We start from the raw sequence: 26008 nt of genomic DNA, 5'->3' as shown, positions 1-26008 counted from the left end.
AAGACCCGCGCGGAGGACATATGCGCGTTCCACGTGTTAGAATACTTGGAACTGTTTCCCTCGTCCTGTTGTCCGCTTGCTCGAAGCTCGCGACACTCACGGGTGGGTCCGCCGTCGTGGTGGCCTCGGTCCTCATCACGCCGCCAACCTCGACGATTGCAGCGGGCGCTGCGGTGCAGCTTAGCGCCGCGACCTACGACGCCAATTCACAACTGCTCACGGGTCGCGTCGTCAGCTGGGCGAGCTCCAATGCCGCGGTCGCGTCGGTGTCGAGCACAGGACTCGTTGCGGGCGCCGCAACGGGGGCAGCCACGATTACGGCGACGAGCGAAGGAATCAGCGGAACGGCGGCCATCATTGTCTCGCCGCCTCCGCCCCCGCCCCCTCCGCCGGCAGGTGCCGTCGCCGATCCAACCCTGCTCCCCGTTGCCGCTCGGCAGCTCCCGCCATTCGAGTCGTACGGTGGAGCGTCGCTCGCCGCCGGACTGTCGTACAACGATCCTGTGACGGGCGTTCGGGTGTGGAAAGCGACGAGTGCGTCGGTGCCAGTCGCAAACACCCAGGCGACCCACGACTACTCGTCAGGCGGCCTACAGGTGACTCGCGACTGGGGCACAAACCAGCACACGATTCTCGTCAACGTCGGATCGCACTATCTCGTTGACTTCACGCGTGGCGCTGGGTTCAGCAATTGGCGGCGCACTCCAACGGTCAATTCGGACCTTTGCTTCACGTTCTCATTCGTGCCGACGACGCCACAGATTGCGTATTACCTCACCGGTACCACGCTGCACCGGTACGACACGCGAACCAATGCTGTCGCCGACTCCGGGAATTTCCCAAAGAGTTTTGCCTCCGTCACGACGTCGTCATTGCTGTGGCTGCAGCAGGATCGGAACGACCAGTGGTTCGTGATGATGCCGAAGGATCAATCCCTCGTCATCGCATGGAATAGCGTCACGAATGCCACTCAGATCATTCACGCGACGTCAATCGATGAACCACACCTGGATCGTGACGGCCGGTACGTCGCGATCCTCCTCGGCGGGGCGGCGCCGGACTGGCAGATATACGACTTGCAAACGCAGTCCATGGGCGCGCCCATCAGCAAGCAAACGCACCTCGAGTCGTTGCGATCGGCGTTCGTCGCAAACAATCCCGACATCTCGTCTGGCCCACAGTACTACTACGATCCGATCGCTGCTCGTCAGGTAACGACGCTGACGGCGGCGCAGCTCTCGCCGGACCTGCAGCACCGGTCCGGTCAGTGGATCCAAGCCGAAGCGCAACTGCCGGGAGCGAGTCTCGTCAAGCAATGGTATCTGTGGAGCGGATACAATGACGGAGTGGTGACTGACGGCGGATGGACGCTGTCGAGCGGCCAGATTTATTGGACGACACCAAATTGGGCCCCGGCATACGCGAAGCCGACGATCGGGGTGCAGTCGGTTCGGCAGCTGGTGGATGGAACACCGACCCGTGTCGCGAGACAGCTCACGCGTGCCGCGAGCATCGCCGCGATGACAGAAGGGAGCTTCTATTACGATGCCACTGCCACGCGGGTCTATGTCTGGGCGGCTGCCGGTGGAAGTCCAACGGGTCGGGTAGAGCTGCGCGCGCCCGGCGCCGTTCACGATGGCATTGCGTTTGTGCGCCAGGACGGCAGCGACGTGAGATTCCTGGCGCACTCGTATAGCCATTCGCCCAACCGCTATTGGGACACTCCACGCGCGACGGTGAGCGCCGACGGGAAGGTGGTTTTGTTCTCCACGAATCAAGGCGATTCGAACGGCCGCATCGATCTCTTCGTCGTCGAAGTACCAATTCACTAAATCGAGGATTGCGTCGCCGGCCGAAAAAACGGGAACGCCTCGATCCCGAGCCGCTTTCGAATTTCCAATTCGAGTACAACGTGGCGCGCGAGATATGCGATGACGGTGGAAAAGGCAGTGCCCACCGCACCGAACATGTGTGTGAGCACGAAGGTCAAGAGTAGATAGAGAAGCGCGCTGCCGCCGATGATCACGGCGGCGCGGTCGTGATGACCGGTCATCGTCATCAGGAATCCAGCGAGAGCGCCAAGCATGGCACCTGTGAACTGGCCGGCGACGAGCACGACGAGCACGGGATAGCCAACGACGAATGTCGGGCCGTACCACGAAAGGATGAGTCGTCCGGCGAAGACGAGCGCCAACACGACGGGAAGCGACACGGCGACGTTCAATCGTCCGGTCAACGTGATCAGCCGCTGCAACTTCGCTTTCTCCCCACTCGCGAACAGCTCCGAGATGAGCGGCGCCGCCATGAAGAGAACGGCATTCACTCCGAATCCGCAGAGTCCAGCGAGTTGAGAGGCCGCGCCGTAGTAGCCCGCCACGGTGGTACCGAGAAGCGAACCGACGACGACGACGTCGAAGCTCTGCGACAGTATGAATTGCGCGGCCGAGACGACGAGCATTCCCCAGGCGACGCGTAACCACTCGCGCGTCGCGTATTGCGGCTCGACGCCAGATATCTCCTTCGCGGTCGCGCGATGGAGGTACGCGCTGCTCACGAGGAGGACGACGGCGGTCGCCGCAAGATTGATGAGGAGTGCGGACGCGGCGGTCAGCCGCAAATCAAAGACGAATGCGGCCAATACGACGCCAGCAGCGAAAAGCGATGGGCGCACGATGTTGAGTGGCGCCTGCGATGCAACGACTCGTCTCAATCCCTGGAGCGATAGTGCCTTGACCTGCAAAAATGCGGTGATGGGGAGTAGCGCGCAGGCAACCAGATAGGCGGCGGCGAGAGAGGGCGACAGATGGTGGCGGAAGATCCAGACGAGGCATGCCGCCAGTGCCGCGGCGAATCCCGACGCAATGCCGACGATGACATCACTGCGCCGCAGAAACCCGCGTAGCAGGGCGCGGTTTTGCTGGGCCGCGTACGCGCTGAGGAAACGAAGCGATACGTGGTCCCAGTCGGCTTTCGCGACGACCAGCACCACGTTGAATACGCCGAGCGTGTAGAGGTAGAGTCCGTAGTCCGCGGGTCCGAGCATCCGCGCGAGCAACACCTGCACGAGGAATGCGATCAGGGTGCCCGCGACATTGATCGAGAACACCCACAGTGCCCCGCGAGCCAGCTTCCCTGCAATGCTGTCCCCGTGAGCCAGCCCGCGGAGGCGCGTCGTTAGGCCGCCGAGGAGGGAATCGCTGTTCGCTGTCAGGCCCTGGTTAGGCGCTGTCGGGGCGTCGTCCGGTTGCGCCGTTCGGACGCGCACCTCGTCGATCGATTTCCCGTTCAGTTTCCGCAAGCGCTCTCGGATTCGAGGCATCACCGGCGTTGGTGACGGACTGTGTGGGAACTCGAGGCCCCGCCGCGGAGCGCGTTGGGCAGGTCTCACGCTTGCGACATTCGGGCCACGGCCGATATGCCGAGCAAGACTCTACCCGCTCGATGACGGCGATCTCGCGTTGCGAATCCGACGTGGCTTGGCATTTGCCCGTTTACCGACGCCGTCGTTCAGCACAGACCCTACGTCCCGATGCCGAGACGCCCGATAGCAGCCTCCCCGCCAAGACGACTTCGCGTCGCCGTCGTCGCCCCATCGCTGCGCATCCTCGGGGGGCAGGCAGTTCAGGCGGATCGCCTGCTGCGCGCATGGCGTGCCGATCCTGAGATCGAGGCCTATCTCGTTCCGATCAATCCACTGCCGCCACCGGTCCTCGCCAGACTGACGCAGCTCAAGTACGTCCGCACAATCGTCACGCAACTGTTCTACTGGCCGTTGCTGTTCCGCGAGCTGCGGCGCGCCGACGTTGTCCACGTTTTTTCGGCGGCCTATTCCTCATTCCTCCTCTCGCCGCTGCCCGCTTTCCTCGTGGCGCGACTCCTCGGCAAACCCGCTTTCATCAATTATCACAGCGGTGAAGCACCGGATCATCTTGCGCGCTCGCGCATCGCGCGCGCCGTCCTCCGGCGAAGCCACACGAACGTCGTTCCGTCGAGCTTTCTGGCTGCGGTCTTTGCGAAATTCGGTCTCCGCGCCGAGCTCATTCCCAACGTCGTGGACCTGACGCGCTTTCGTTTTGCGCGACGGCGACCGATCAGGCCGCGTCTGGTCTCGACGCGCAACCTCGAGTCTCTCTACAACGTCGATTGCACTTTGCGGGCGTTCAGCATCGTACAGAGTCAGTATTCTGACGCGTCGCTGACGCTCGTCGGCGCTGGCTCCGAGGAACAGCGCCTCCGCGAGCGTGTGGCGGAGTTACACCTACGCAATGTGAAGTTCGAGGGAGCCGTGGCGCCGGACGAAATTTGGCGCCGTTATGCAGAGGCGGACATTTATGTTCAGACGCCCAACATCGACAACGTGCCGTGTTCGGTCTTTGAGGCGTTCGCCAGCGGACTCCCGGTCGTGTCGACAGATGCCGGTGGTATCTCGACGATTTTGAGCGACGGAGTGCACGGGCTCCTCGGTCCAGTTGGAGATTACGAAGCTGTCGCGCGCCAGGTGCTGCGTCTTCTCGAAGATCAATCGCTTGCCGATCGATTGACCGACTCCGCGTTCGCCACATGCGGCGCGTACACATGGGATGTCGTCCGTAGCACCTGGCTTTCGCTATACAGGCGGCTGGCGCGATGCAGATCCACTGAGACAGCTGGCGCGGCCGAGACCGATGCGACGTTAGTTCTTCGCAGGCCCGCCGGTGCCGTCATGAAGACCAGTAACGAGATGCTCGATCTCCGATCCGTCGCCAATTCGCGAGACGACCTCGAACTCGTTCGCCGGGTTCAGACGAAAGAGAGTGCCATGATTGATACCGTCGTCGTGCGTTCTGCAGACAACCAACAGTCCCAGTCGTCTCAGGCGAGTGCGCAGGTTCGCGACCATCACGAGGAGCGTCTCATTGCTGAAATAGCTCCTGTTCAAGATGTTCGCGGCGCGGATCACGTGAAACCGATTCTCGAATGACCCCGCGCGAAGAAGGTTATCGTCGAGAATCGTCAGCGACTTTCGGTCGAATAATCGCGGGCTGACCAAAGCAGCTCGACGACAACTGACACCGAGTCGTCTCGCCGAAGCCCCTTCGGGCTCGCCAACCAATTGCTTGGATACAGCGGCGAAGGCCATCGGCAACACCCAGCGAAAGGTGCGAATGCCGACGTACAATGGTGGAAAGCGCGCGGCCAGGCGTGGACCGGGCGGATATGCGATCGCCCGACCAAAAAGGTCGAACTGGAGCGGATACCCCGTGTCATCGACGAGGACGTTCAGGAATCGACCGAAGGAAAGCAGAAATGCGCGGACGCAAAGATCACCGGCCGTCATTCTGAAATCGATGCCTGCACCGGAGAGGCTATCCATCCACTCGAGGGTGGCAACGCCGGACGACGCAGCCACGTCCATGATCTCGAGCGGCCGGTGCGCCGGAAGCCGCGCATTGATGATCTCGTTAAGGTCGTCGAGCCGATGTGGATATGTAGTCTTGTACGTACCGTTCTTCAGTCGGATCGAGGCAAAGAATGCTTTCTCTCGCGCGGCACACGCCTCGGCGTCGAGCGTCGTTGGCGAGAAAAAGAACTCCTTGGCCGTGGGGACCGCCATCGACGAACGCTTCTGAACGTGCGGTCCGTCCCTGAGGCTGCGTTGGGAGATCGTCACGGCGACGATCTCTGCAATGCAAATGCCAGGAGCGGCTCGACTTCACTTTGTTTAGCAGTCGCTCACCGACGGGGCGTGGATCGTGCGGTGACGGAGTGGCATTTCCTCACGAGGAAGCGGTGTCGAACGACGCTGTGCGACGCGACCGTGTTCCGGCACTCGATGGTGTTCGTGGCCTTGCCATACTCGCGGTACTGCTGTTCCACTGCTCTCTTCGCCTGCAAGGCGCGTGGAGAGTGGCTGGCAGTTGGGGCTGGATGGGCGTCGACCTGTTCTTTGTCCTTTCCGGTTTCCTGATCAGCGGCATTCTCCTGGATGCTCGCGCATCGTCGGCTCGCTTTTATTACGGTGGATTTTATGGACGCCGCGCTCTCCGCATTGCGCCCGCGTTCGCCCTCGTCATGGTCACGCTGGTCTTGTTGCCGGCATATACCGGCCAGACTTCCGAGGCGCACCGCCTTCTCACCGGGCATCAGGCGTGGTACTGGGCGTTTCTCGCCAATGTGCTCATCGCGGGCTACGGCTGGGCGGCGGTCATTCCACAGACTGCTCCCCTCTGGTCCCTCGCGGTCGAAGAACAGTTCTATCTCATCTGGCCCTCGGTCGTTAGGCGCCTCTCGACGCGTGGTGTTCTTCGGCTGGGCCTGGTGCTCATCGTGCTGGCCGCGGTTGCACGGGTCGTCCTCGCGCGGCGCGGCGTGAACGCGATCACCCTGTACGTGTTGATGCCCACCCGCGCCGATCTGTTTGGGTGGGGTGCGGTCCTCGCGGCTCTGGTACGGCTGCCAAACGGAATCCCGATCATTCGCCGCGGGCTCTGGCCCGCCCTGCTCGGCGCATCGGTCTTCCTCATCGCGGTAATGCTCCGATTCGAGAGCTCTTACTATTGGTCCGTGGCGATGGTCATGTGGGGCTATCCCGCCATCGCGCTGGCTGCGGCGTGCCTGGTTGCGATTGCAATTGTCTACGATCCCGGTATCCTGCGACTGTCATGGCTGAGAGGTATCGGCAAAGTCAGTTACGGTCTCTATCTCTGGCACGTGACGGTGATCGAGGTCGTCGCTCGCTCATTGCGGGATGTAGGCGCGTGGTTGATCCCGCTGTCGCTCCTGGTCTCGCTCCTACCCACACTCGTCTCGTGGTTCGCGATCGAGAGGCCCGCTCTTTCGCTCAAGCGGTTCGCTCCGATGCGACCGAGCGAAGCGACGAGTGAGCCGGCGCCGATCGGTCCAATGCCCGAACGCGATTTGTCTGCCTCCCTCGCAGAGACGGAGAGCTGAGATCGCCTCGCGAGGTCCTTCGCCTTTACCAGCAGATGCCGCGATAGTGCCCATCGTCGCTTGCACGGGGCTCGAAGGCGCGCACAAGATCGATCACGATCTGGTCGTCCTTTAGCGAAGACTGAACCTCCCGAAATTCGGGGTCGCTGTTGCCGATGATGACCACATCGGAGGATGCCAGGACGTCGTCGACGCTGCCGCGCATGAGCGACCAGATGTGTGGAATCTCGCGCTCGATGTATTCCCGATTTGCACCGATAAGCCCCGCCCGCGAGACAGAGTGGTCATACACGGAGAGCGTGAGCCCCTTTCCGATCAACATCTCGACGAGGGTCACCATCGGTGACTCCCGCAAATCATCGGTTCCGGCCTTGAAGCTCAGGCCGAGAATCCCGACACGCCGTCGACGGGAACTCTGCACCATATCGAAGGCCTTGAGGACCTGTTTCCGATTGCTCTCGAGCGTAGCGGACAGCACGGGTGCGTCGACATCGAGCTCTTTTGCGCGATGAACCAGAGCCCGAAGATCTTTGCCAAGACAGGAGCCGCCGAAGGCGAAGCCCGGTCGCAGGTATGCCGGTGAGATGTTCAACTTCCTGTCTTCGCAGAAGAGACGCATGACCTCGTGGCTGTCCGTTCCGAGCGCCTTGCACAGATTGCCGATCTCGTTTGCGAACGTGACCTTCACGGCGTGGAAGCAATTGCTGGTGTACTTGAGCATTTCCGCAACGCCGACGGGCGTGATGTGCAGCGGTGCGTCGATCCCGGCGTACAGTTCGGCGAGCCTCTTGCCCGCCAACTCGGTTTGCGCGCCAATGATGGTGAAGGGCGGATGGTAGAAGTCATGCAGCGACGTCCCTTCGCGCAAGAACTCCGGATTCATGCAAACGCTGAAGTCGCGTCCCGCGTGCTTCCCCGACGCCTTTTCCAGTGTGGGAATGAGCATCCCCGTCGTCGTACCCGGGAGCACGGTGCTCCGCAACGCGACGATGTGGTGCTCCTTCGTTTGACGGAGCGCTCGTCCGATCTGCATCGCTACGCGCTGGACATGCGACAAGTCGAGGCTGCCATTTGCGTGACTTGGCGTGCCCACGCAGATGAGAGAAATGGAGCTGTGGCGGATCGCTTCTGCCGGATCGACGGTCGTGTTGAGGCGGCCCGCCTGGACCATGCTACAGATCAGCGGCTCGATACCTTCCTCGACGACTGTCGAGTGTCCGCCGGCGACGAGCTTCACTTTCGCCAGATTCACGTCGACGCCGATGATGTCGAAGCCTTCGTTGGCGAGACAGGCGGCCGACACGCAGCCGACGTAGCCCAAACCGAATACACTGACGGTTGTCATGACGAGTGCACCAATGTGCGAACGGTCGTTTCTGTGGGAGCAGCCGTGCGTATGCAGATGTCGGCAAATTGCTCGGCCGCGCGGTTCCAGCCAAACTGGGAGCGAACCAGCTCCGCCGCTCGAGCTCCGAGCGCCGCCGCGCACTCGGGATTCTGAAGCAACGTAACGACAGCTGCGGCGAACGCTGGGGCAGTATCAGCGATGAGTAGATGCTCACCATTCCGCACCGGGAGCCCTTCCGACCCGATCGAGGTGCTGACGATGGCTTTCTCCATCGCCATGGCCTCGAAAATCTTGAGTCGCGTGCCGCCGCCGATTCTGAGCGGTACCACAAACACGCGCGCGCTTTCGAGGTGTGGCCTCACGTCAGGTACCGTCCCGGTCACGCGCACGCGTGGCTGCTGGCCGAGCGCGCGGACAGCTGGTGTCGGGTTGCGGCCGACGATGCTGAACGTCACGTCCTTAACCGTCTCGTGCACGACGGGCAGAATCGCCTCGGCAAAGTACGCGACGGCATCTTCGTTAGGCATCCAGTCCATGGAGCCGGTGAAAATCAATCCGTTACGCTCCGGGCGAACGACGGTCGCGCTCGGCCGAAAGTAGTCGGTGTCGACGCCGGTTGGCACGTGCGACACCGTGCGCAGGTCGTACTCACCGGAGAACCACGCAGCGTCCTCGGAAGACACCGCGACGACATGATCGAAGCGGCGGCATTGCCCTCGCTCGAATGCATACATCCGGCGCTGCTGTCGCCGCAGATAGGCGCGCACCAGCCGGCGCCGGGCGACGGCGGCATGGCGCTGCCAAATCATCGCCTCCACGTTGTGCTGGAAGAGCACCGCGGGAACCGACAACATGTCTGGCACGTTCACCGCGGGAGCGAGGAAATCGCACACGACCAGATCGATGCGTTGCTGCGCGAGCGCACGTGAGATCGCTCGCTCCATCGCTGCTGAGCGGTATTTCGAGACGGCGTAGGGAAGCGACGAGGCGAGATTACGGGCGAGCTCTCCGTAGAAGCGCAGTGATCGTTTTGGTGCGGTGTGGAGTGGAACGCGCACGAGATCGGTGCAATACTCGCTGGCGCGTGCGATGGCATCCGCGGCCGAGCACCCGTCGTCGAGCGTCAGGTACGTGATCCGATGCTCGCGAACGAGCTGACGCAGCATGTGATACGTGCGGATCCGGCCGCCTTTGTCGAGCGGATGGAGCAGCTCCGTTTTCAGCCAGAGAATGTGCACGTCAGGAGATCTCCACGGGGGCGTGGCGCAGTTCGGCGCGCACGCTCCGCGGCGAGCGAGCGCGCTGTCCGCCGCCGGCGTGCTGCGGGTCCTCGCCGTCGAAGAAGATGCGCTGCCACACCTCGAGATTGATCAAGGCCCACAGCCGCTCGCTGTGATCCTCGCCGCCCTGGTGCGCCGCAACGAGGCGCCTAACGACTGCCGGCTCGAAGAGCTGCCGTGCCGTCGCCCGGTCGCCGAGCACGAATTCGTCGATCAACCAGCGATGCGGCCCCCGTAGCCAACGTCCAACGGGCACCGGAAAGCCCATCTTCCGTCGTTCGAGAATCGCCGCGGGCAGCGTGCCGCGCATCGCTTCGCGGAGCACGTACTTCGTCGTCCACCCACGCAGCTTCAATCGATCGGGCAATGACGCCGCGAATTCCGCGAGCGGATGATCGAGAAATGGCACGCGACTCTCGATCGAGGCTGCCATGCTCATTTGGTCCTGCTTCATCAGCAGCTCGTGAAGGTAGGTCCTTACGTCGGCGTACAGCAGCCGAACGAGCAGCGAGTGCCGGTCCATCGCTTCGAAGAAGGCGCCCGAAGTCGCATACGGATCCAGGTGCGCGGTACCGATTCGATCGCGCAGCCCGGGACGCAGGATCTCGTTCTGCCAAGCCCGCGAGAAGACGGCGAAGTTGTCGAAGTAGAGAGACGTCACGTCCGCCGGCAGAAAGAGCGCGGTTCGCGTGAACTTCCGGCCAAGCGCCGAATGACTCGCCACTGCCGCGATCAGCGCGTGCATCGCGGCTCGGAGTGGTCGCGGCGCAACTCGCTCGTACATGCGCCCGAGCGACAGATTGTACATGGTCGTTCGGTACCGGCCGTAGCCGGCGAGCATCTCGTCGCTGCCCTCACCGGTGAGCACGACTTTCACATGCTCCGCCGCGAGCCGGGAAACGAAATAGAGTGCGATGCTCGAGGGGTGAGCGATTGGCTCGTCCTCCTGCCACACCAGCGGACCCAGAGCGGAGAAAAAGTCGGTCGGTGATACCACGACTTCGTGATGCTCGGTACGGAATCGGCTGGCGACCAATCGAGCATAGGCGAGCTCGTTCGCTTCACGCTCGGCAAACGCGACGGAGAACGTCCGTACGGGCGCATCAACGAGCTCACTCATCGTGGCCGTGATTGCCGCGGAGTCGATCCCACCAGAGAGAAAGACGCCCAGCGGAACGTCGGCCATCAGTCGCAGCCGCACGGCTTCGCGGAAACGGCTTCCGAATTCGACGATGAGATCACGCTCATCACGCTCGTCCCCGGCCGAATCGAATGCACCGCCGAGATCCCAGTACCGCTCGATATCCACGGCGCCGTCGCGCCAGCGCAGCGTGCAGCCAGGCGGTAATCGGTGCACGCCAGCGAAGAGCGTTTCGTCTCCGGAAGGTGCGTGGTTCGCGAGATAGTCAGGCAGCGCCGCGACGTTCAGCTGCGGTGACACGGCATCCGCGGCCAGCAGCGCCTTGATCTCGGACGCGAAGTACAGGGTGCCGTCGCGAGTGAGCACGTAGTACAACGGCTTTACGCCGAAGCGGTCGCGAGCGAGAAAAAGCTCTCGGCGCGTCCGATCCCAGATCGCGAACGCGAACATCCCGCGCAGGTATTGCGGTGTCGCGACCCCGTGCGCCGCATACAGATTGAGCACCGTCTCCGTGTCGCACCGCGTGCGATAGCGATAACCGCGCGCCTCGAGCTCGGCACGAAGCAGCGGGTGATTGTAGACCTCGCCATTATAGACGATGCAAAGATTCTCATCTTCGTTGAGCATCGGCTGATGACCGCCCGCGACATCCACGATGCTCAGCCGCCGGTGGCCGAAGCCGACGTTCCCGTCGACAAAGAGCCCATGGTCGTCAGGTCCGCGATGGCGCAGCACGTGGCCCATGCGCTCCAGGAGGTGCCGCTCCACTCGCCGCCCACTCCGGCTGGAGACCGCTATTCCACAGATGCCACACATGGCTCTTCTATCCAATCACCGACCTTGTCGGCATGAAATACGTGTCGCTCACCGATTCGCAGAGTCCGTCCGCGGATGAGCGCAAATGCAATGACCTCGCCGCGATGTGACCGGCGCACCCATGTCCACGCTCCATCCGAGATGATCTCGTCATGCTCGGCGTGCATAGTCGGGCCGGTGAGAATCGTGTCGGAGCCCGATGCCGTGGCGATCGTGAGGACGCCAGCATCGCGACCGGTACCTGGACGCCATGCGCATTTATCGACGCGCACATTCGCATCACACTTGGTGAGCAGCGTGACAATCTCCTCGGTGCCGTCAGCATCGACACGAAACACGGAAACGGTGGCGGGCGCGCGTGTGCCGTACGCCGGCGATACCCAGCCAGGCTCGCACGAGAGTTGGCCGCGGCCGGCGAACACTCTCGCACTCACCGGCGGTGTGTCTCGATCGTGAAAGTTGGCGGTCAGGCCGTTCCGTCCTGCCTCGCACACCGTGATGCCCGGCGCCCAATGCCAATACACCGCGAGGCGATGTTCGCCGTCGCTTCGAACGCGATCGCAGATCACCCAGTACTCGCCCTTCACGAAGAACGCGGCGCGCGAATGCAGCGCCGGCGCTGCTAGACGGAGGTAGCCATCGTGCTCGCCGTCAAAAAAGTCGAATGTACTGTTCGTCACCCATGCCGTGGCGCGGGATCGCGGAGCCGATTTCCACTTGAACACCGAATGACCTGGCTCGGCCGAGTCGACGTCGTCGACGGTCATGGTGTTGTGCGCCGCCGTGCCGCGGAAATACTCACGCTCCTCTCGTGACGCAGTGTAGACGTAGGTACCGGAATCGATGAGCACCGGACTGCCCGCGACGCTCAGCTCCATGGCCAGGGCATCGGCATGTCCGTGCGCGGCAGTCTGTGAGGCATGCGGTCCGCACCGCACGAGAGCCCAATCCGCACTCTGGTCCCAACTTTCACGCAGCACGAAGTATCCGCTCTCCGCAAAGCCGCGTGAAGCGGACGACGGTGGCGTCGCGGTCAATTCGTCGTATGCCTGGAGTCCCTTCGGTCCGAGCAGCCATAGTAGCTCCTGGACCGAGTGACCTGCGACGTGGGCGCAGTCACCACGCCGTTGGATCGCAGCCCCGATCGCCAGCGTGTCTCTGAAATCGTTGGCGGCTCGCTCGCCAAGCATAACGAGTCGCCCACCATCGTCATCCCCGATCAGCGGTGACGTGCCATCGGGCCGGGTGATGTAGAGCAGAAAGTCGAGCATTCGATCGAGCCTCGGTCGAATGCTCGCGTGCAGCGCCGGCTCGGTCGACGGCGTCAGAAGCAGCGCGTGGAGGTAGAAGTCGGTCGTATAGCGGTGATAGTACGTCGATTGCTCGAAATACACGCCGTCGGCAAGTAGCTGCCGGTCGAGCTGCTCAGCGAGGATCTGCCTGCCTAACGCGCGCCAGTGAGCGGCGCGCGTGAATTCGGGAAAGGCGGATCCGATGTACAGCAGCCCGAGTGCCTCGCCGGTGATGTGGGTGTTGGGGCTGAAGTACGTCGAGAGGTTGCACTCGATGTGTCGCGCGTGGAGGTACAAGGACTTCAACACGTGAAGAAAAAGAGAGCCGTCGAGCTGTCGAGAGTCCCGCACCAGATACAGCGCCCAGATCCAGGAAATGGCGCGAAACGCCAATTCGAGACTGCTCGTCCAGTTGATTCCGACCTGCGGGGGATTCTCGTCGATCCACGAAGAGACGTGCTCGGCGATGAGCGATGCGAAACGATCATCGTGCGTCAGCAGGTACGCGCGACCGAGCGTCACGAAGTACTGATGCCGATTCAATTCCCATGTCAGCTTGCAGTCTCCGGCGACGCGCGGGTCGAGGAAGGCGATGCGGCTCCAGTGGACCGCCGGAGCGCGCTTACCGGATAGCGGTTCCAGCGTCCAGTCGGGACGCGGACCTATCGAAACGAGGTGATCGCCGAGGTCGATCTGGCCAATGGCAATCCGCTCCGCGGCTCGGATCGTGGAAAGAGCGGCGTGGGGGTAGCGGCGCTCGAACTCACGCGCCGTGAGCTCCGGATCGATCAGAGCGGGAAGAAAATCTCCAGCGGCTCGAGCCCGTTGGCGAAAACGCTCCAATAGTCCGAACCCGTCGCCAGCGCCATCGCACAACCGTGCGAACCCTTTGTCACTCGGGAGACGACTATCCGGAGAGAGTCCGATTCGCTCGAGACGAGCCCGGGCCGCTTGCGCGCATCGGACCTGTAGCTCGGGTAACGATGCGCTTTTTATCCTGCGTACGCGCTCGAGGAGTCGAGGCATCACCGACGTTGGTGACGGACATGGATTGATCTCGAAGCCCCGCCGCGGAGCGCGTGGGCAGCCCTCTCGGATGCGACAATCGGGCCACACTGCTCTTGCACATGACGCCTTGCGGTCCCGGGCTTGCACCTTGGTCCGGCGAGACGGAGATGGAAAAGCCACTAGTGCGTCAGGTCCTCCGGGCGGCGAAATCGGTCCTTCTTAGTGCGGTGCATCGCACCGGCGTGCTCGATCGCGTCCGCGACAGCCGTTGGCGCCAGCAGCGTCTCCTGATCCTCGCGTACCACGGTGTATCCCTCGATGACGAGCATCAATGGAATCCCGAGCTCTACATGTCGCCATCGAAGTTCGAGTCGCGGCTCGCTGCGCTCGAACGGGGCAGCTACACCGTGCTGCCGCTCGCCGACGCACTCGTTGCGCTCGATCAGTCTCGTCTCCCTCCCCGCAGTGTTGCCTTGACCTTCGACGACGGCTCCTTCGATTTCTCTGCCCGGGTCTTTCCCGCGTTGAAGGCGCACGGCTTCCCGGCAACTGTCTACCTCACCACCTATTACTGCGAGTACAACCGACCGGTGTTCGGGCCAGCCTGCTCGTACATGCTCTGGAAGGCGCGGCATATCGGTTCGCTGAACGTCCGTGCTCTGACTGGTGCGGACCGCTCTTTCCCGCTGGCAAGTGCCGGCAGCCGAGATTCCGTCGTGCAGGCGATGCTCGACGCGGCCGCGCGCGATCATATGACCGCTCGCGAGAAAGACGAGATGGCCGGCCGGTTAGCGCAACTCATCGGAGTCGACTACGATGAGCTCCGCGCGAAGCGGATCCTGCACCTGATGAACACCGAGGAAGTCACCGAGCTTGCGGCTCAGGGCGTTGACTTCCAGTTACACACGCATCGTCACCGGATCGTTGACGACGCGGAGTCGGTCCGCCGCGAGATCCGCGACAACCGCGTGCGAATCGAGCGCCTAACGAATCAGCCGGCGCGTCATTTCTGCTATCCATCCGGGCTCTACGACCGCGCGCTGCTGCCGTCTCTCGAGAGCGAGCAGGTGGAGAGCGCGACCACCTGCGATCCTGGCCTCGTCAGCTCCCGAAGCTCGCGGCTGCTCTTGCCGCGCTTCGTGGATACTCAGCTCGTGTCGGACGCGAAGTTCGACGGATGGCTCAGCGGCGCCGCCGCATTATTGCCGGGCCGGCGCAGTTATGGACGGTTGCATGTTTGACGTGGCCGCCATGTCCGACTGCGTCGACCATTTCGCGACGGTGCAGGACACGTGGTCGAGCGTTCTCGCGTCACCGGAGCTGCGAGCGGTCGCGTGCGCTCTCGAGGCAGCGGCGATCGATGTCGGCGAATGCGTGCGTGAAGCGGCGACGATCAGCGAGCTGCCGCCAACCCGGCGCCGCCTCGAGGCCATTCAGAAAGTCGTGCACGCCGCAACCGATGTCGCGCCGGGCGCCTTCGAGCGATTTGTTCTTGGCCACGCGGTGCTGTCCTACCGGGACAAACTCCGTTCGTCGCTCGTTTCGCCCACCGTGAAGCGCATCACCTGCGAGGGGCTGGTGCGATTCGCCAACAGTCGTACGGTGCTCAACGTAGCAGACAGCCGATTTGTATCGCTCTGCAAAATGGCGACGCTGCGACGGTTTGCCGCGGGCCAGTTCGACTGGGAGCGCTCTGGTTTCCCGCGTTCATGGTTTCACCGAGTTCGTCCGCTACCGGCTTTGGGCCGCCTGCTGTCGGTCGTTGCTTTCCAATGGCGCGGCTTGGGTCCGGCCTTTTTCGTCCACATGCCCGTCACCCATCCAGTGCATGCGCTCTTCGAGGGCGAGGCGCTCAAATCGTATTACCGAATGGCGCGATCGATGGAATTGCAGCCTGAAGTAAAAGGTCTGATTGCCTCTGCGTGGCTGCATTCACCCGCGACATTCGAGGTCTCGCCGCATCTGGCGTGGTTGAACAAAGTATTCGCCGACCATGGTGCCGTGATGGCGACAACGGGTCGGGCGGCGCCTGATTCTGGCGTGTTCACACGGAGTGTTGAACGACAACGTGCCTTCGACGAGGGCCGCTTCAAACCCACAATCGGTCTCGTTGTCTGGAAGCGCCGCGACATGCTGGCGTGGGCCGCTGCCCATCCTGAGTTGGATCGTTGACGTCGCAAGGGCACGTTACCAAGTTTTCAAATGCACTCCCAGAGGCGAAGGAGCCTTTCATGAGAAAAGCGAAGACGATTGCATTCGCGGCGGTTGCTCTCGCCGCGGCCTCGGCCATTCTGATTGGCGGTGAGGCGGCATCGCGGCCTGGCGCGGCAGCGCTACCCGTTGCGCCTTCGACCTGGAATCCGCAGTCGGCTGCCGCACACCTCGACCAGCGCGTGAATTGGTGGCAGACCTGGCCGAAGTCCGCTCGCGATCATGGTACGGTGTGCGTCTCCTGTCACACAGCGCTCCCGTACGCACTGGCAAGGCCGGCGCTCAGCGGCATTCTGCACGACAATGAGCCCACGCCGATGGAGCGAAAGCTTGTTGCCGATGTCACGACGCGCGTCCGCTCGTGGAGTGACATGAAGCCATACTACGGAGACACGACGCCGAACGGTCGCATCAAAGCGATCGAGTCGAGAGGCACCGAATCCGTGCTCAATGCGCTCGTGCTTGCGTCGCGAGACGAGCGCTCGGGCGTGGTGAGCGCGGAGGCACGTGAAGCATTCGCAAACATGTTTGCCCTGCAGCAGACGACGGGTGAAGACGCCGGCGCCTGGCAATGGTTGAATTTCGCGCTACGACCGTGGGAGTCGAAGACCGCCGTGTACTTCGGCGCTGCGCTCGCGGCCCTCGCGATCGGAACGGAGCCGCAGAACTTTGCCCAGAGCAGTGAAATCCAGCCTAACGTGGAGCGGCTGCGGACGTACCTTCGAGAGCACGTTGACCAATCCGTCTGGCGTCGACTCTTGCGAAGGGATGATCCACGGTTGTTCAACCGCGCGATGTTGCTGTGGGCCTCGGCGAAATTGCCATCCCTGCTCTCGAAGGACGAGCAGCATTCGATTATCGCTGCGCTGTGGCAGGCACAGGAGCCCGATGGCGCCTGGCGGTTGACGTCACTCGGGCATTGGCGTGCCGCGCCGAGTGCGCCCTCCGACTCGGCAGGAGACGGAGTGGCGACAGGGCTCGTCGCCTACGCACTGGAGCGCGCGGGAAGTGCGCCGAGCGAGCCACACCTGTCGCGGGCGCTGGCGTGGCTCGCGCAGCACCAGGATCCCGCAACAGGAATGTGGCATGCCTCATCACTGAACAAAGAGCGCAACCCGGCGAGTAACGTCGGCAAGTTCATGAGCGACGCGGCGACAGCGTACGCAGTCCTCGCCTTGGCCGGTGCTGCTCCCCTCGCGACGTCGCGAGCTGAGCGTAGTGGCCTCGATAGTACAGCAGCGGCTGGCCGTCTCGCATTGCACCATCCTCAACTTCGGCAATGAAGATCGTGTGGTCGCCCGCCTCGCAGTGATGCACTAGCCGACACTCGAGGTGCGCCATCGCATCCTCGAGCAGCGCGACCGCGCTTTTGCCGCGCCTAAGAGGAACGCCCTCGAAGCGCTGCGTCTCGTTCTTGTCGGCAAAGCGCCGACAATGCTGCTCGTTCTCGCACGCCACAATGCTGATACCCATTTGAGGATGACGCAGCAGGAGATCATGCATGGACGCGTTGCGGTCGACGCAGACCAGCACGAGTGGCGGCGATAGACTCACTGAGCAAAAAGCGCTCACCGTCATGCCGACGTCGCGTTCACCAGCGCGGGCAGTAATGATGGCGATCCCGGACGCGAAGCGACTCAGAAGCCGACGAAAAGTCTCGGTATCCATCGGACGATGTGCTACGTAGCGACGTTCTCGTTCAGTTTCTCGTACATCTGTACGAAGTCGCCGAACGTGACGGGAAACTCGCCGCTTTGCGAGGCGCCAAAGGGGTCGACTCCGAGTGCGTCCTCGAGCCGAGCGACGAGCACCGCGAAGGCGAGCGAATCGAGACCGGATTCCATGAGCGGTCGATCGTCCGTGAGGTCGGCCAGCTTGTGCCTTTGCTCGGTGGCGATCTGCTCGAAGTGAGAAACGATCGTTGTTCGGATGCTGTCAGCCATCGTGCCCTCGAGAGCTAGGAGTGAGAAAGCGCGGTGCAACAACGTTCACGTCAGTGGCGGTTCCGTCGTTAGGTACCGCCGAACATGCATCGGTCAGCGCGGCGACGAGCTCGTGAATGTCCGCTATCGTTGCCTCGCCATGCGTTAAGCAGATTCTGATCACGTCCCGTCCCTCGTAGGTCGCGACCGCCACCCAGGCGCGTCCGGAGGCCAGCACACGCTTCGCGAGCGTGCGCGCGTCGGGCGCGCCGAGCGGCGGCTCGACGCAGAGCACCGCGAGCGACGAGTCGTTCGCGATACGCCACCGTCGAGCCTTCAATGACTCGCGGAGGCTCGCAATGAGGTCGACGGACCGCTCCACGTGCTGTGCGTAGCCAGGCCAGCCCGCGGCGCCGAGCGACAGGAACAGCCGAAGGCCGAGGAATCGCCGCGACCATTGCGCCGTGGTGACGTACGGGTCGACCATGGCGGTGTTGGACGGCATGAACCCCGTCGATACCTGAAAGGTCGACGCCAAGATCTCGGGATCGCGCGTGATGAACATGCCGCAACCCATCGTCGTCGCGAGCCACTTGTGCGCATCGATAGTGATGGAGGTCGCGCGCTCGATGCCCGAGAGCGCGTCGCGCAACCGTTCGGAGGCGAGTACCGCGCCGCCCCACGCCGCGTCGACGTGCAGCCAGAGCCCGCGATCGCGCGCGAGGTCCGCGCATTTGCCGATCGGATCGATCATTCCGGCGTTGGTCGTGCCGGCGGTGGCGACGATCAGGACAGGTACGCAGCCGCTCGCAGCATCGTCGTTCAACATCCGGGCGAGCGCGTTCGCATCCATGCGACCGCGCCCGTCCGTCGGGACCTGCCTAACACCGCGGCGGCCGATGCCTGCCTGGTGCGCGATCTTGACCCAAGCCAGGTGACTCTCGCGCGAGATGTAGAACACCGGCTGTCCGCTGAAGGAGCGCGCGCCCTCCAGAGCGAACCGATCGTTCGCACGTGTCAACGCGCAGAGGACCGCGGTGTAATTCGCTTCGGATCCGCCCGAGGTGAAGTGACCTCTCGACGCCGGCGGCAGTCCCGCGCGTCGCGCGATCGCACGAATCACATGTGACTCGATCTCCACGGCAGCCGGCGACGTCGTAGCGGTCGCGAGCTGCGGATTGAACGCTCCCGTTAGGCGATCACCACAGAGCGCCGGGAAACTCGGCGACGGGTTGAACAAGCCGAAGTAGCGCGGATTCGTCAGGTGGACGACGCCTTTCTCGAGCTGTGCAATCGTCCACGGTAACAGCTCCTCGAGCTCAACCGGTGTCCGAAAATCGAAATGTGCGAGCTCGGAGCGCAGCCCGTCGATATCCAAGGTTGGCACCACGGAGCCGCGCGCCACGCGCTCGTTTGCCCACAGCAGCTCCCGCGTGAGATAGTCGTCGAGTCGCATGCGCTCGTCGGACGACGGGAAAAGAGCCACAACAGGCGGTATCGGGTCCTTCACGGCGGACGCGCTCATGCCGACTATCGTGAGGTAGCGTGCGCGTGCGCTGCCGCCGCGTGCCGATGCTCGGCGAGAACCGCGAGCCAATTGGCATACAACCGAACGCCGATGTCTCGCCAGACGTGCGGCGTCTTTTCGCTGCCATCGATGCTCGGAAATTCCTCCAAGAGCCTGGGCGTGCGACTTCGTTGCGCGCGCGCCCGAAAGCCGGCGAATTCGCGGGCCCTGTCGGCCGCGAAGTAACCGCGCGGCATCTCTGGATATTTCGTCATCGTTCCGTCGAGAAATCGCCCAACGTCGCGGCGATACTCACGGAGCAGTGTGTCCGCGTGGTACTCTGGATGTCCTTGATAGAACAGGAACAACGCCTGGCGTCGCTGAATGAATGCGTCGACGCCTGCTTCATCCGAGAACGACAGGATCTCGTATCCTGCCGCACGAAGCTGCTCCGGATCGAGCGTGTTGAGCCGCGAGTGTGGAATCCGCCAACTGAACGGCAGACCAGCGACCAACGGATGATCGGCAATTTTGGTGCAGCGAAAGAGCCCGGAGATCTTTTTCGGAAGTCGTTGCCGCTCGATTCCGTCGAGGTACCGCACAGCGGCGTGCGCGGCGAGGCACGACCAAACCGTCGGCGTGTGGCTCTCGTTTGCGATGTCGACGAGACGCGTGAGTGACTGCCAATAGACTTCGTCAGGCAGACTCGCTGTCCGAGGCTCGGCGCCGGTCACAATCAGGCCGTCGAACTCACCACTCCACAGCGCGTCGATCGGTTCGTAGTGTTCAGCGACGTACGCGCGGCCAATTTCACCGCGAATGAGCTCGGGGAACGAGAACAGCCGGAGTCGCACGTCGTCGTCGATACCGGCGACGCGGAGCAAGGCGCTGAACTGCTCCTCCGTCGTCTGCAGCGCCGCGTCGGGCATGTTGTTCACGAGGCCAATCACGATCGGCTCGCGCGCACATCGACGCGTCTGCATCGCTTCACCCGGCGAGTCGAAGGGCGCGTTGCTCATTGTGTGGATGCTTGCGAAACAAAGTCGCGACTGGGCGCGGTGGTCGGCGGCTGCGCACTCGGTCGGATCGGGGCGGCAGCTTCGAGCGCCTGGTCGAGATCCGCAAGAATGTCGTCGATGTGCTCGATTCCGATGCTGAGCCGGATCATCTCCGGCGAGACGCCCGCTTTGACTTGCTCGGCGGGCGTCATCTGCCGATGTGTCGTCGAGGCCGGATGGCAGGCGAGCGACTTCGAGTCGCCGAGATTGACAACGCGCTTGATGAGGCCGAGCGCATTGTAAAAGCGTGTGCCCGCCGTCAGGCCGCCCCGAATGCCGAAGGTCATGATGCTAGAGGCGCGGCCGCCGAGGTACCTCTGCGCGAGCGCATAGTACGGACTCTCCGGGAAGCCGGCGTAATTCAGCCACTCGACGCGCACATCGTCGCGAAGAAACTCCGCCACCCGCCGCGCATTCTCGACGTGCCGCTCCATGCGTAGCGCGACCGATTCGATCCCTTGTAGCAGCAAGAATGCATTGAACGGGGAGAGCACGGAGCCGAGCGTGCGCTGGTACACACTTCGGCAGCGGCCGATATATGCCACCGCACCGAACTGCTCCGTGTACACGAGGTCGTGATAGGACACGTCCGGCTCCGTGAACATCGGAAAGCGGCTCGCATGCTTCACCCATGGGAATTGCCCGCTGTCGACGATGATCCCGCCCATCGTCGTGCCGTGGCCCCCCATGAACTTCGTGAGCGAGTGCACGACGATGTCGGCACCGAACTCGATCGGCCGCAGCAGGATCGGCGTCGGCACGGTGTTGTCGACGATGAGCGGCACGCCATGCGCATGCGCGACCTTCGCGAGTGCGTCGATGTCGCAAACATTCCCCGCCGGATTGCCCACGCTCTCGCAGTAGACGGCGCGGGTGTCGTCGTCGATGAGTTCGTCGATCGCGGCCGACGTGTCGTTGGCCGCGAAACGCACGGTGACACCCATCTTCGGAAGCAGATGCGCGAAGAGCGTGTACGTGGTTCCGTAGAGCTGGGGCACGGACACGATATTGGTGCCGGGCGCCGTCACGTTGAGCGTGGCGAAATGCATCGCCGCCTGGCCGGAGCTCACGCAGAGCGCTTCGAGGCCACCCTCCATCGCGGCGACGCGCCGCTCGAGCACGTTCGTCGTCGGATTGCTGATGCGCGAGTAGCGAAAGCCATCGACCTCGAGATTGAAGAGCGCCGCCGCATGCTCGGCGCTCTCGAATTCGTACGCAGCCGACTGGTAGATCGGGACCGCGGTCGTGGGCGCGGATTCGTCGGCGGTGTAGCCGTAGTGGAGCGCGATGGTCTCGCGATGCATCAGATGCAGAGTACCTCGCGCACGTCCCGGGGCCACGCGTCGACGTCGAGACCATGCGTCGCGAAGAGCGCGATGGTCAAGCGATCGAGGCCAAACGCGGCGCAGGCGGTGTGCGCGACCGCTCCGTCATCGGTGCGAAGGCCCCACGTGGTGCCGAAATGATCCTGGTGGTAGTTGAAGCTCATGCACGCCGTCGGCGCCTCTTCGGAGTTCACCGGGATGAGCAGTTCGAACTTGAGTGCTTGCTCAACCTGGTTCACGGCCATGAGCTTGCCGGCGCGGCCGAAGAATGGGTCGCTTGCCGGCATCAGATTGAACGGAACACCGAGCGCGGTGGCGAGTTGCTCCGCGCGGGCTTTCCAATTTTCGCGGAATGCGAGCGCGGTCTCGGGCGCGCCGATGCAGACGTACTCACGCATCCGGAACGCTTGCATTCGCCCGAGCTCAGACGACTCTTCACGGCGAAAGCAATACGACTCGACGTCGACGATAGCGCCGCTCTGCGGCACGTCGCCGCGCGCCGCAATGATTGGATAGACCTGGTAGCAAGCCGCTGGGGTGAGGACCAGATCCGTCGCCGCCAGCCCGTCCACCCACTCCTGTCCCTGGGCTCGGCCCTCGACCAGTGCCCGAATGCTCGATTCTGTTCCAGTGAGAGAACACACACACCCCAACAGGTGCGGAAAGCTCTTCAGGTAACCGGACTTCTCGAGAAGCGCGCGGCTCATGACCGGTGGAAAGCGCAACACTTCGGCACCGGCAGGGCGGTGGTGTGTGATCAGCCCCGTTAGGCCACCAATGACCTTCTCGAAGACCGCCGTTCGTCCCTGCACGCCATTCGCCGCCGTCGGCTGCAGAATCGTCGACGTGATTGCCTCGAGGCGCTCCGCGGAGACGTGAGATGTCGACATCGCAGCCATCTCAATCCCTCACTCGCGCGGGCACGTCGAAGAGCAACAGCGAGCCGGCCGCGCTGGCGAGAATGCGTTCGTTGTTGATCATGATCGATGACGACAGCACGTCGCGCAGCTGCCGCGCGACGCTGAACTCCCCATCGTTGCGATAGCCGGAAAGCCCGCAAGCTTGCAGCGCGCTGAGGACGGTCCCGATCGACATCTCCGATGAGTTGACCTTCAACAGGTTCATGCCCGTCTGGAAGTCCATCGCCTCGAGGCGCTCGGGCTCCCGCGCAGCGCTCTCGTAGCTCGTCACCGCGGACGCGATCGTCCCCCGCAGTGCACGCAACGACATCATCGCGCGCGTGAGATGCGACGCCCCTGGTGCGGCTTGGCCGTTGCCCCCTTGAGCCGCGCCTTTTCGCACGAACCGTCTTGCATGCGCCACCGCACCCGCGGCGGTACCAGCCCACACCCCACTCCATGTGAGGTGCGCGATGGGCACCATGCTCTGGGGATGGATTCTCTCATAGGATTCCGGCACGATCTGCTCGACGTCGGCGCGACCCCGCAGCGTAAAGCCTGTGCTGCAGGTCCCGCGCATCCCCATCGTGTCCCACTCCTTGATCTTCTCCAGCTCGTAGTCGCCCTTGAGCAAGGCCACGAGCACCTGATCGGAGGACTGCGCGTCCGGTGCGCGCCGAGCGGTGACGAGCACCCCGTCTGCTTCAGCGCCGTAGGACATGACGGTTGCGTTCTTTATTAATGAAAAGCGGGACCCTTGCCGCTCGACGGCGCAGGCGCTCGAGCGCACGGCGCCTCCCATCTGATTCTCCGTCGTCGACGATGCGAAGAGCAACTGCTCATCACAGAGCCGGCGCAGCAGCTGCTGGTGCCAGGCACTCTCGCGGGCGTGACGCAAGAGGATGACGACCTGGATCTGATGCATTGCGAAAATCATCGCCGAGGAGCTACAGGACGCACCGAGCATGTAGCAGATGTCGACGACATCGGCGACCGACGCGCCGTCGCCGCCCAGCTCCACCGGCACCAACATGCTCAAGAGGCGATGCTGGCGCGCCGCGGCGAATGTCTCGAATGGAAATCGCGCATCTCGGTCAACTTCGACTGCGTACTCCGCGGCTGTTGCCGCGACGAGTCGCGCGCGTGCACATGGATGCTCCAGGGCTGCCGCTCCGGTTTCGGATGCGGTTTCGGATGCATCGAGAGTCTTCATGCGCAACGCCTCCACATCGAGGGGTTATTCCGATCGATTTTTGGGTACGCCGTGTGCCAGAAGCGCGCCAAGAGTCGGCGTGAAGCAAGAAAGCAGGATATGCCTAGTCCAACGCCGATGATTACGCCTAACAAGTGCGCTTGGAAGACCAGACGCTAAGGGGAAAAATCCTTCGTTGCTATCGCCTCTCGAACTGCCATCGCCGTACGCCAGTCGTGAAGCGGCCACAACCGGCACTTGCCGCGCTGCAGGACCAGCGGTCCCGGCTTTGCACTCGGTCCGTGGCCATGACTGCGCTCGGTCCGCCGATGTGGCCCACAATGCTTCCAAAAGACGCGCGGCCGCTGCCAGGGATCGGCATCGTACTCACATCGAGCGGCGATCCGATGCACTTGCGTCGTTGCCTCGATCGCTTCTTGTCCTGTTGGGCGGACGCCCAGGCGGAGGTGATTGTCGTGCGCGCGAGTGCGCGCGGCGAGCTCGCGTCACTCGCTCAAGAGTTCGCAAGCGCCACAATCATTACCTGGGTTGGCGTTGACTCGGGCACGCCGGAGAGCGAGCTCCTCCGACGCGTCGGGTTAGAGAGAAGCCGCCGAGAAATCGTTCTGTTTCTCGCGGATCGCGAGGTCGAGCGACACGAATGGGCCGCGAGCCTCTGTCGGAACTGGCGGGCTTGGACGGACGCTGGCGGCCGTGTCATCAACGCGCCGACCTGCGGCGCCGAGCTGTCGTCGCCATATCCGTATCTCTCCGTTGTTATGCCAGTCCATAACGGTGGATCCAGATTTCCGTTGGCGTTGCAGGCACTTGCACTGAGCAATCTGCCGCGTCAATCCTGGGAGCTCGTCGTTGTCGATGACGCGAGTACGGACGAGACTGCCACGGTCGCGGCGCAGTACGCGGATAAACTCCTGAGGCTGCGACCCGAGGCCCGCGGCCCGGGCTACGCGCGAAATCGCGGTTTCGAGTTGACGCTTGGAGAGTGCATCGCCTTCATCAATGCCGACGTCATGGTGGAGACGGATACGCTGCGCAACGGCGCGAAGGTCCTGACGGAGCATCCGGGCGTCGGCGCCGTCTTCGGATCGTGCGATGCCTCGCCGATGGCGACGGGAATCCTTTCGGAGTACCGCAGCCTGGTGCAGCGATACTACCATCGACGAGACGCGGAGAACGCATTCACTTTTTCGTCGGCCTGCGGGATCATACGCAGCTCCGTGTTCGAGCGAGCTGGCGGGTATGACGAGTGGCATTTCTCACGGCGCCAGATCGAGGATCTCGAGCTCGGCCAGCGTATTCGCGCTTTGGGTGAACGCATCGTCGTGCACACCGACATCCGCGCCGCACATCTCAGAGAATGGACCGTACGACGGATGATCGCGACCGAGATCTTTGATCGAACGATTCCATGGATGCGGCTCGTACAGCGTCAGTTGACTCGTGATCGTCGTGGACCACATGGGAAGCGCGCCGCGAAGAACGTGAACATCGTCGTCAGTTGGATCGGCGCCATCTGCGGAATTCTGGCGTGGTCGGGACACAGTCTTTGGTTGTCCCTTGCGGCGCTCTCTTGCCTCGGCCTGGTGCTTGTGAACAACGCCGCGCAGCTCGCGTTCTTTGCCCGAGAGCGCGGCTTTGGATTTGCCGCCGTGAGTGTCCCGCTGGATGTTCTATACTATTTAGTTGCGGGTGTGGGCGTGTTATTCGGCTGGATCGCTCGTCAGGCAGTTGGAGAGCCGACGCCGGGCGCCGCCGCCGAAGCATTTGCGGAAATGGGTAAGAAGCGCTGGCCGCCAGTACCCGTGAAGCGCGTCGCTCGGCCGTCGGCGGTTGATGAGACGCGCGTCGCCGATCGACTCGTTCCGCCGACGTCGGCGTTGCCGGATCTTCCCGTCTTGCCGCAGGGCCTGACGATCAACGATCCGCCCAGCGATAGCTCACAACAGTTACAGTAGCGACCGACACTTGTGGCGAGAGTCACTGCACGAGACCCGCGGACGCTCGCACTGTGCGTCGGCCGGTCGGTTTCTTGGCATTCTCCTGCCCCGAGTTGTCGTT

At 63.0% G+C, this 26008-nt stretch carries 19 protein-coding genes; 8 read left to right on the top strand and 11 right to left on the bottom strand.

Going from position 1 to position 26008, the window contains the following annotated elements:
- Positions 1–20: 20 nt before the first annotated feature.
- On the top strand, positions 21–1832 hold the full coding sequence (locus VGH98_12240) for an Ig-like domain-containing protein (GenBank protein HEY2376737.1): 1812 nt from the start codon (positions 21–23) through the stop codon (positions 1830–1832).
- Here VGH98_12240 and VGH98_12235 read toward each other — a convergent pair.
- The gene (locus tag VGH98_12235; GenBank protein HEY2376736.1) at positions 1829–3319 is read right to left on the bottom strand and encodes an oligosaccharide flippase family protein; all 1491 of its coding nucleotides are present in this window, start codon (positions 3317–3319) and stop codon (positions 1829–1831) included. The two genes, VGH98_12240 and VGH98_12235, sit on opposite strands and share 4 nt — an antisense overlap.
- 210 nt (positions 3320–3529) lie before the next feature.
- Here VGH98_12235 and VGH98_12230 point away from each other — a divergent pair, with 210 nt between their 5' ends.
- Positions 3530–4960 carry a glycosyltransferase family 4 protein gene (locus tag VGH98_12230; protein HEY2376735.1) on the top strand — a complete coding sequence of 477 codons (1431 nt, stop codon included), beginning with the start codon at positions 3530–3532 and terminating at the stop codon, positions 4958–4960.
- Between the two features lie 809 nt (positions 4961–5769).
- Positions 5770–6930, top strand: coding sequence for an acyltransferase (locus VGH98_12225; protein HEY2376734.1), 1161 nt, complete (start codon positions 5770–5772; stop codon positions 6928–6930).
- A gap of 25 nt (positions 6931–6955) precedes the next feature.
- Here VGH98_12225 and VGH98_12220 read toward each other — a convergent pair whose 3' ends face one another.
- The 4 genes from VGH98_12220 to VGH98_12205 are packed head-to-tail and all read right to left on the bottom strand — an operon-like array spanning position 6956 to position 13833.
- Entirely contained in the window at positions 6956–8275 is a 1320-nt protein-coding gene (locus VGH98_12220) for a UDP-glucose/GDP-mannose dehydrogenase family protein (protein HEY2376733.1), read from the bottom strand.
- Positions 8272–9516, bottom strand: a complete 1245-nt coding sequence (locus VGH98_12215) for a glycosyltransferase (GenBank protein HEY2376732.1) — start codon at positions 9514–9516, stop codon at positions 8272–8274. The genes VGH98_12220 and VGH98_12215 overlap by 4 nt, the downstream gene beginning before the upstream one ends.
- Position 9517: 1 nt before the next feature.
- Positions 9518–11467, bottom strand: a complete 1950-nt coding sequence (gene asnB / locus VGH98_12210; protein ID HEY2376731.1) for an asparagine synthase (glutamine-hydrolyzing) — start codon at positions 11465–11467, stop codon at positions 9518–9520.
- Positions 11468–11493: 26 nt separating this feature from the next.
- On the bottom strand, positions 11494–13833 hold the full coding sequence (locus VGH98_12205; protein ID HEY2376730.1) for an alginate lyase family protein: 2340 nt from the start codon (positions 13831–13833) through the stop codon (positions 11494–11496).
- A gap of 149 nt (positions 13834–13982) precedes the next feature.
- On the opposite strand from VGH98_12205, the gene VGH98_12200 reads away from it, so the two are divergent.
- The 4 genes from VGH98_12200 to VGH98_12185 are packed head-to-tail and all read left to right on the top strand — an operon-like array spanning position 13983 to position 17574.
- Positions 13983–15056, top strand: coding sequence for a polysaccharide deacetylase family protein (locus VGH98_12200; protein ID HEY2376729.1), 1074 nt, complete (start codon positions 13983–13985; stop codon positions 15054–15056).
- A 10-nt stretch (positions 15057–15066) separates the two neighbouring features.
- Positions 15067–15987, top strand: coding sequence for a hypothetical protein (locus VGH98_12195; protein ID HEY2376728.1), 921 nt, complete (start codon positions 15067–15069; stop codon positions 15985–15987).
- 59 nt (positions 15988–16046) lie between these two features.
- Positions 16047–17309, top strand: a complete 1263-nt coding sequence (locus tag VGH98_12190; GenBank protein ID HEY2376727.1) for a hypothetical protein — start codon at positions 16047–16049, stop codon at positions 17307–17309.
- A 49-nt stretch (positions 17310–17358) separates the two neighbouring features.
- On the top strand, positions 17359–17574 hold the full coding sequence (locus VGH98_12185; protein HEY2376726.1) for a hypothetical protein: 216 nt from the start codon (positions 17359–17361) through the stop codon (positions 17572–17574).
- A 131-nt stretch (positions 17575–17705) separates the two neighbouring features.
- Here the strand turns inward: VGH98_12185 and VGH98_12180 are convergent, their stop codons facing one another.
- The 6 genes from VGH98_12180 to VGH98_12155 are packed head-to-tail and all read right to left on the bottom strand — an operon-like array spanning position 17706 to position 23950.
- Entirely contained in the window at positions 17706–17969 is a 264-nt protein-coding gene (locus tag VGH98_12180; protein ID HEY2376725.1) for an acyl carrier protein, read from the bottom strand.
- The gene (locus VGH98_12175) at positions 17962–19473 is read right to left on the bottom strand and encodes a pyridoxal-dependent decarboxylase (protein HEY2376724.1); all 1512 of its coding nucleotides are present in this window, start codon (positions 19471–19473) and stop codon (positions 17962–17964) included. Before VGH98_12175 ends, VGH98_12180 begins: the two co-directional genes overlap by 8 nt.
- Positions 19474–19478: 5 nt before the next feature.
- Positions 19479–20474 carry a homoserine O-succinyltransferase gene (locus VGH98_12170; protein ID HEY2376723.1) on the bottom strand — a complete coding sequence of 332 codons (996 nt, stop codon included), beginning with the start codon at positions 20472–20474 and terminating at the stop codon, positions 19479–19481.
- Positions 20471–21817: an O-acetylhomoserine aminocarboxypropyltransferase/cysteine synthase family protein gene (locus VGH98_12165; protein HEY2376722.1), complete on the bottom strand. Its 1347-nt coding sequence runs from the start codon at positions 21815–21817 to the stop codon at positions 20471–20473. The genes VGH98_12170 and VGH98_12165 overlap by 4 nt, the downstream gene beginning before the upstream one ends.
- Positions 21817–22728: an amino acid--[acyl-carrier-protein] ligase gene (locus VGH98_12160; GenBank protein HEY2376721.1), complete on the bottom strand. Its 912-nt coding sequence runs from the start codon at positions 22726–22728 to the stop codon at positions 21817–21819. The genes VGH98_12165 and VGH98_12160 overlap by 1 nt, the downstream gene beginning before the upstream one ends.
- Before the next feature lie 10 nt (positions 22729–22738).
- The gene (locus tag VGH98_12155; GenBank protein ID HEY2376720.1) at positions 22739–23950 is read right to left on the bottom strand and encodes an acyl-CoA dehydrogenase family protein; all 1212 of its coding nucleotides are present in this window, start codon (positions 23948–23950) and stop codon (positions 22739–22741) included.
- 320 nt (positions 23951–24270) lie between these two features.
- On the opposite strand from VGH98_12155, the gene VGH98_12150 reads away from it, so the two are divergent.
- The gene (locus tag VGH98_12150) at positions 24271–25905 is read left to right on the top strand and encodes a glycosyltransferase family A protein (GenBank protein HEY2376719.1); all 1635 of its coding nucleotides are present in this window, start codon (positions 24271–24273) and stop codon (positions 25903–25905) included.
- Positions 25906–26008 lie beyond the last annotated feature (103 nt).

It is taken from the genome of Gemmatimonadaceae bacterium (assembly GCA_036496605.1).
Classification (GTDB): domain Bacteria; phylum Gemmatimonadota; class Gemmatimonadetes; order Gemmatimonadales; family Gemmatimonadaceae; genus AG2.
Note: the sequence above shows the minus strand (reverse complement) of the source record. Positions and strands in the feature narration are given on the sequence as shown.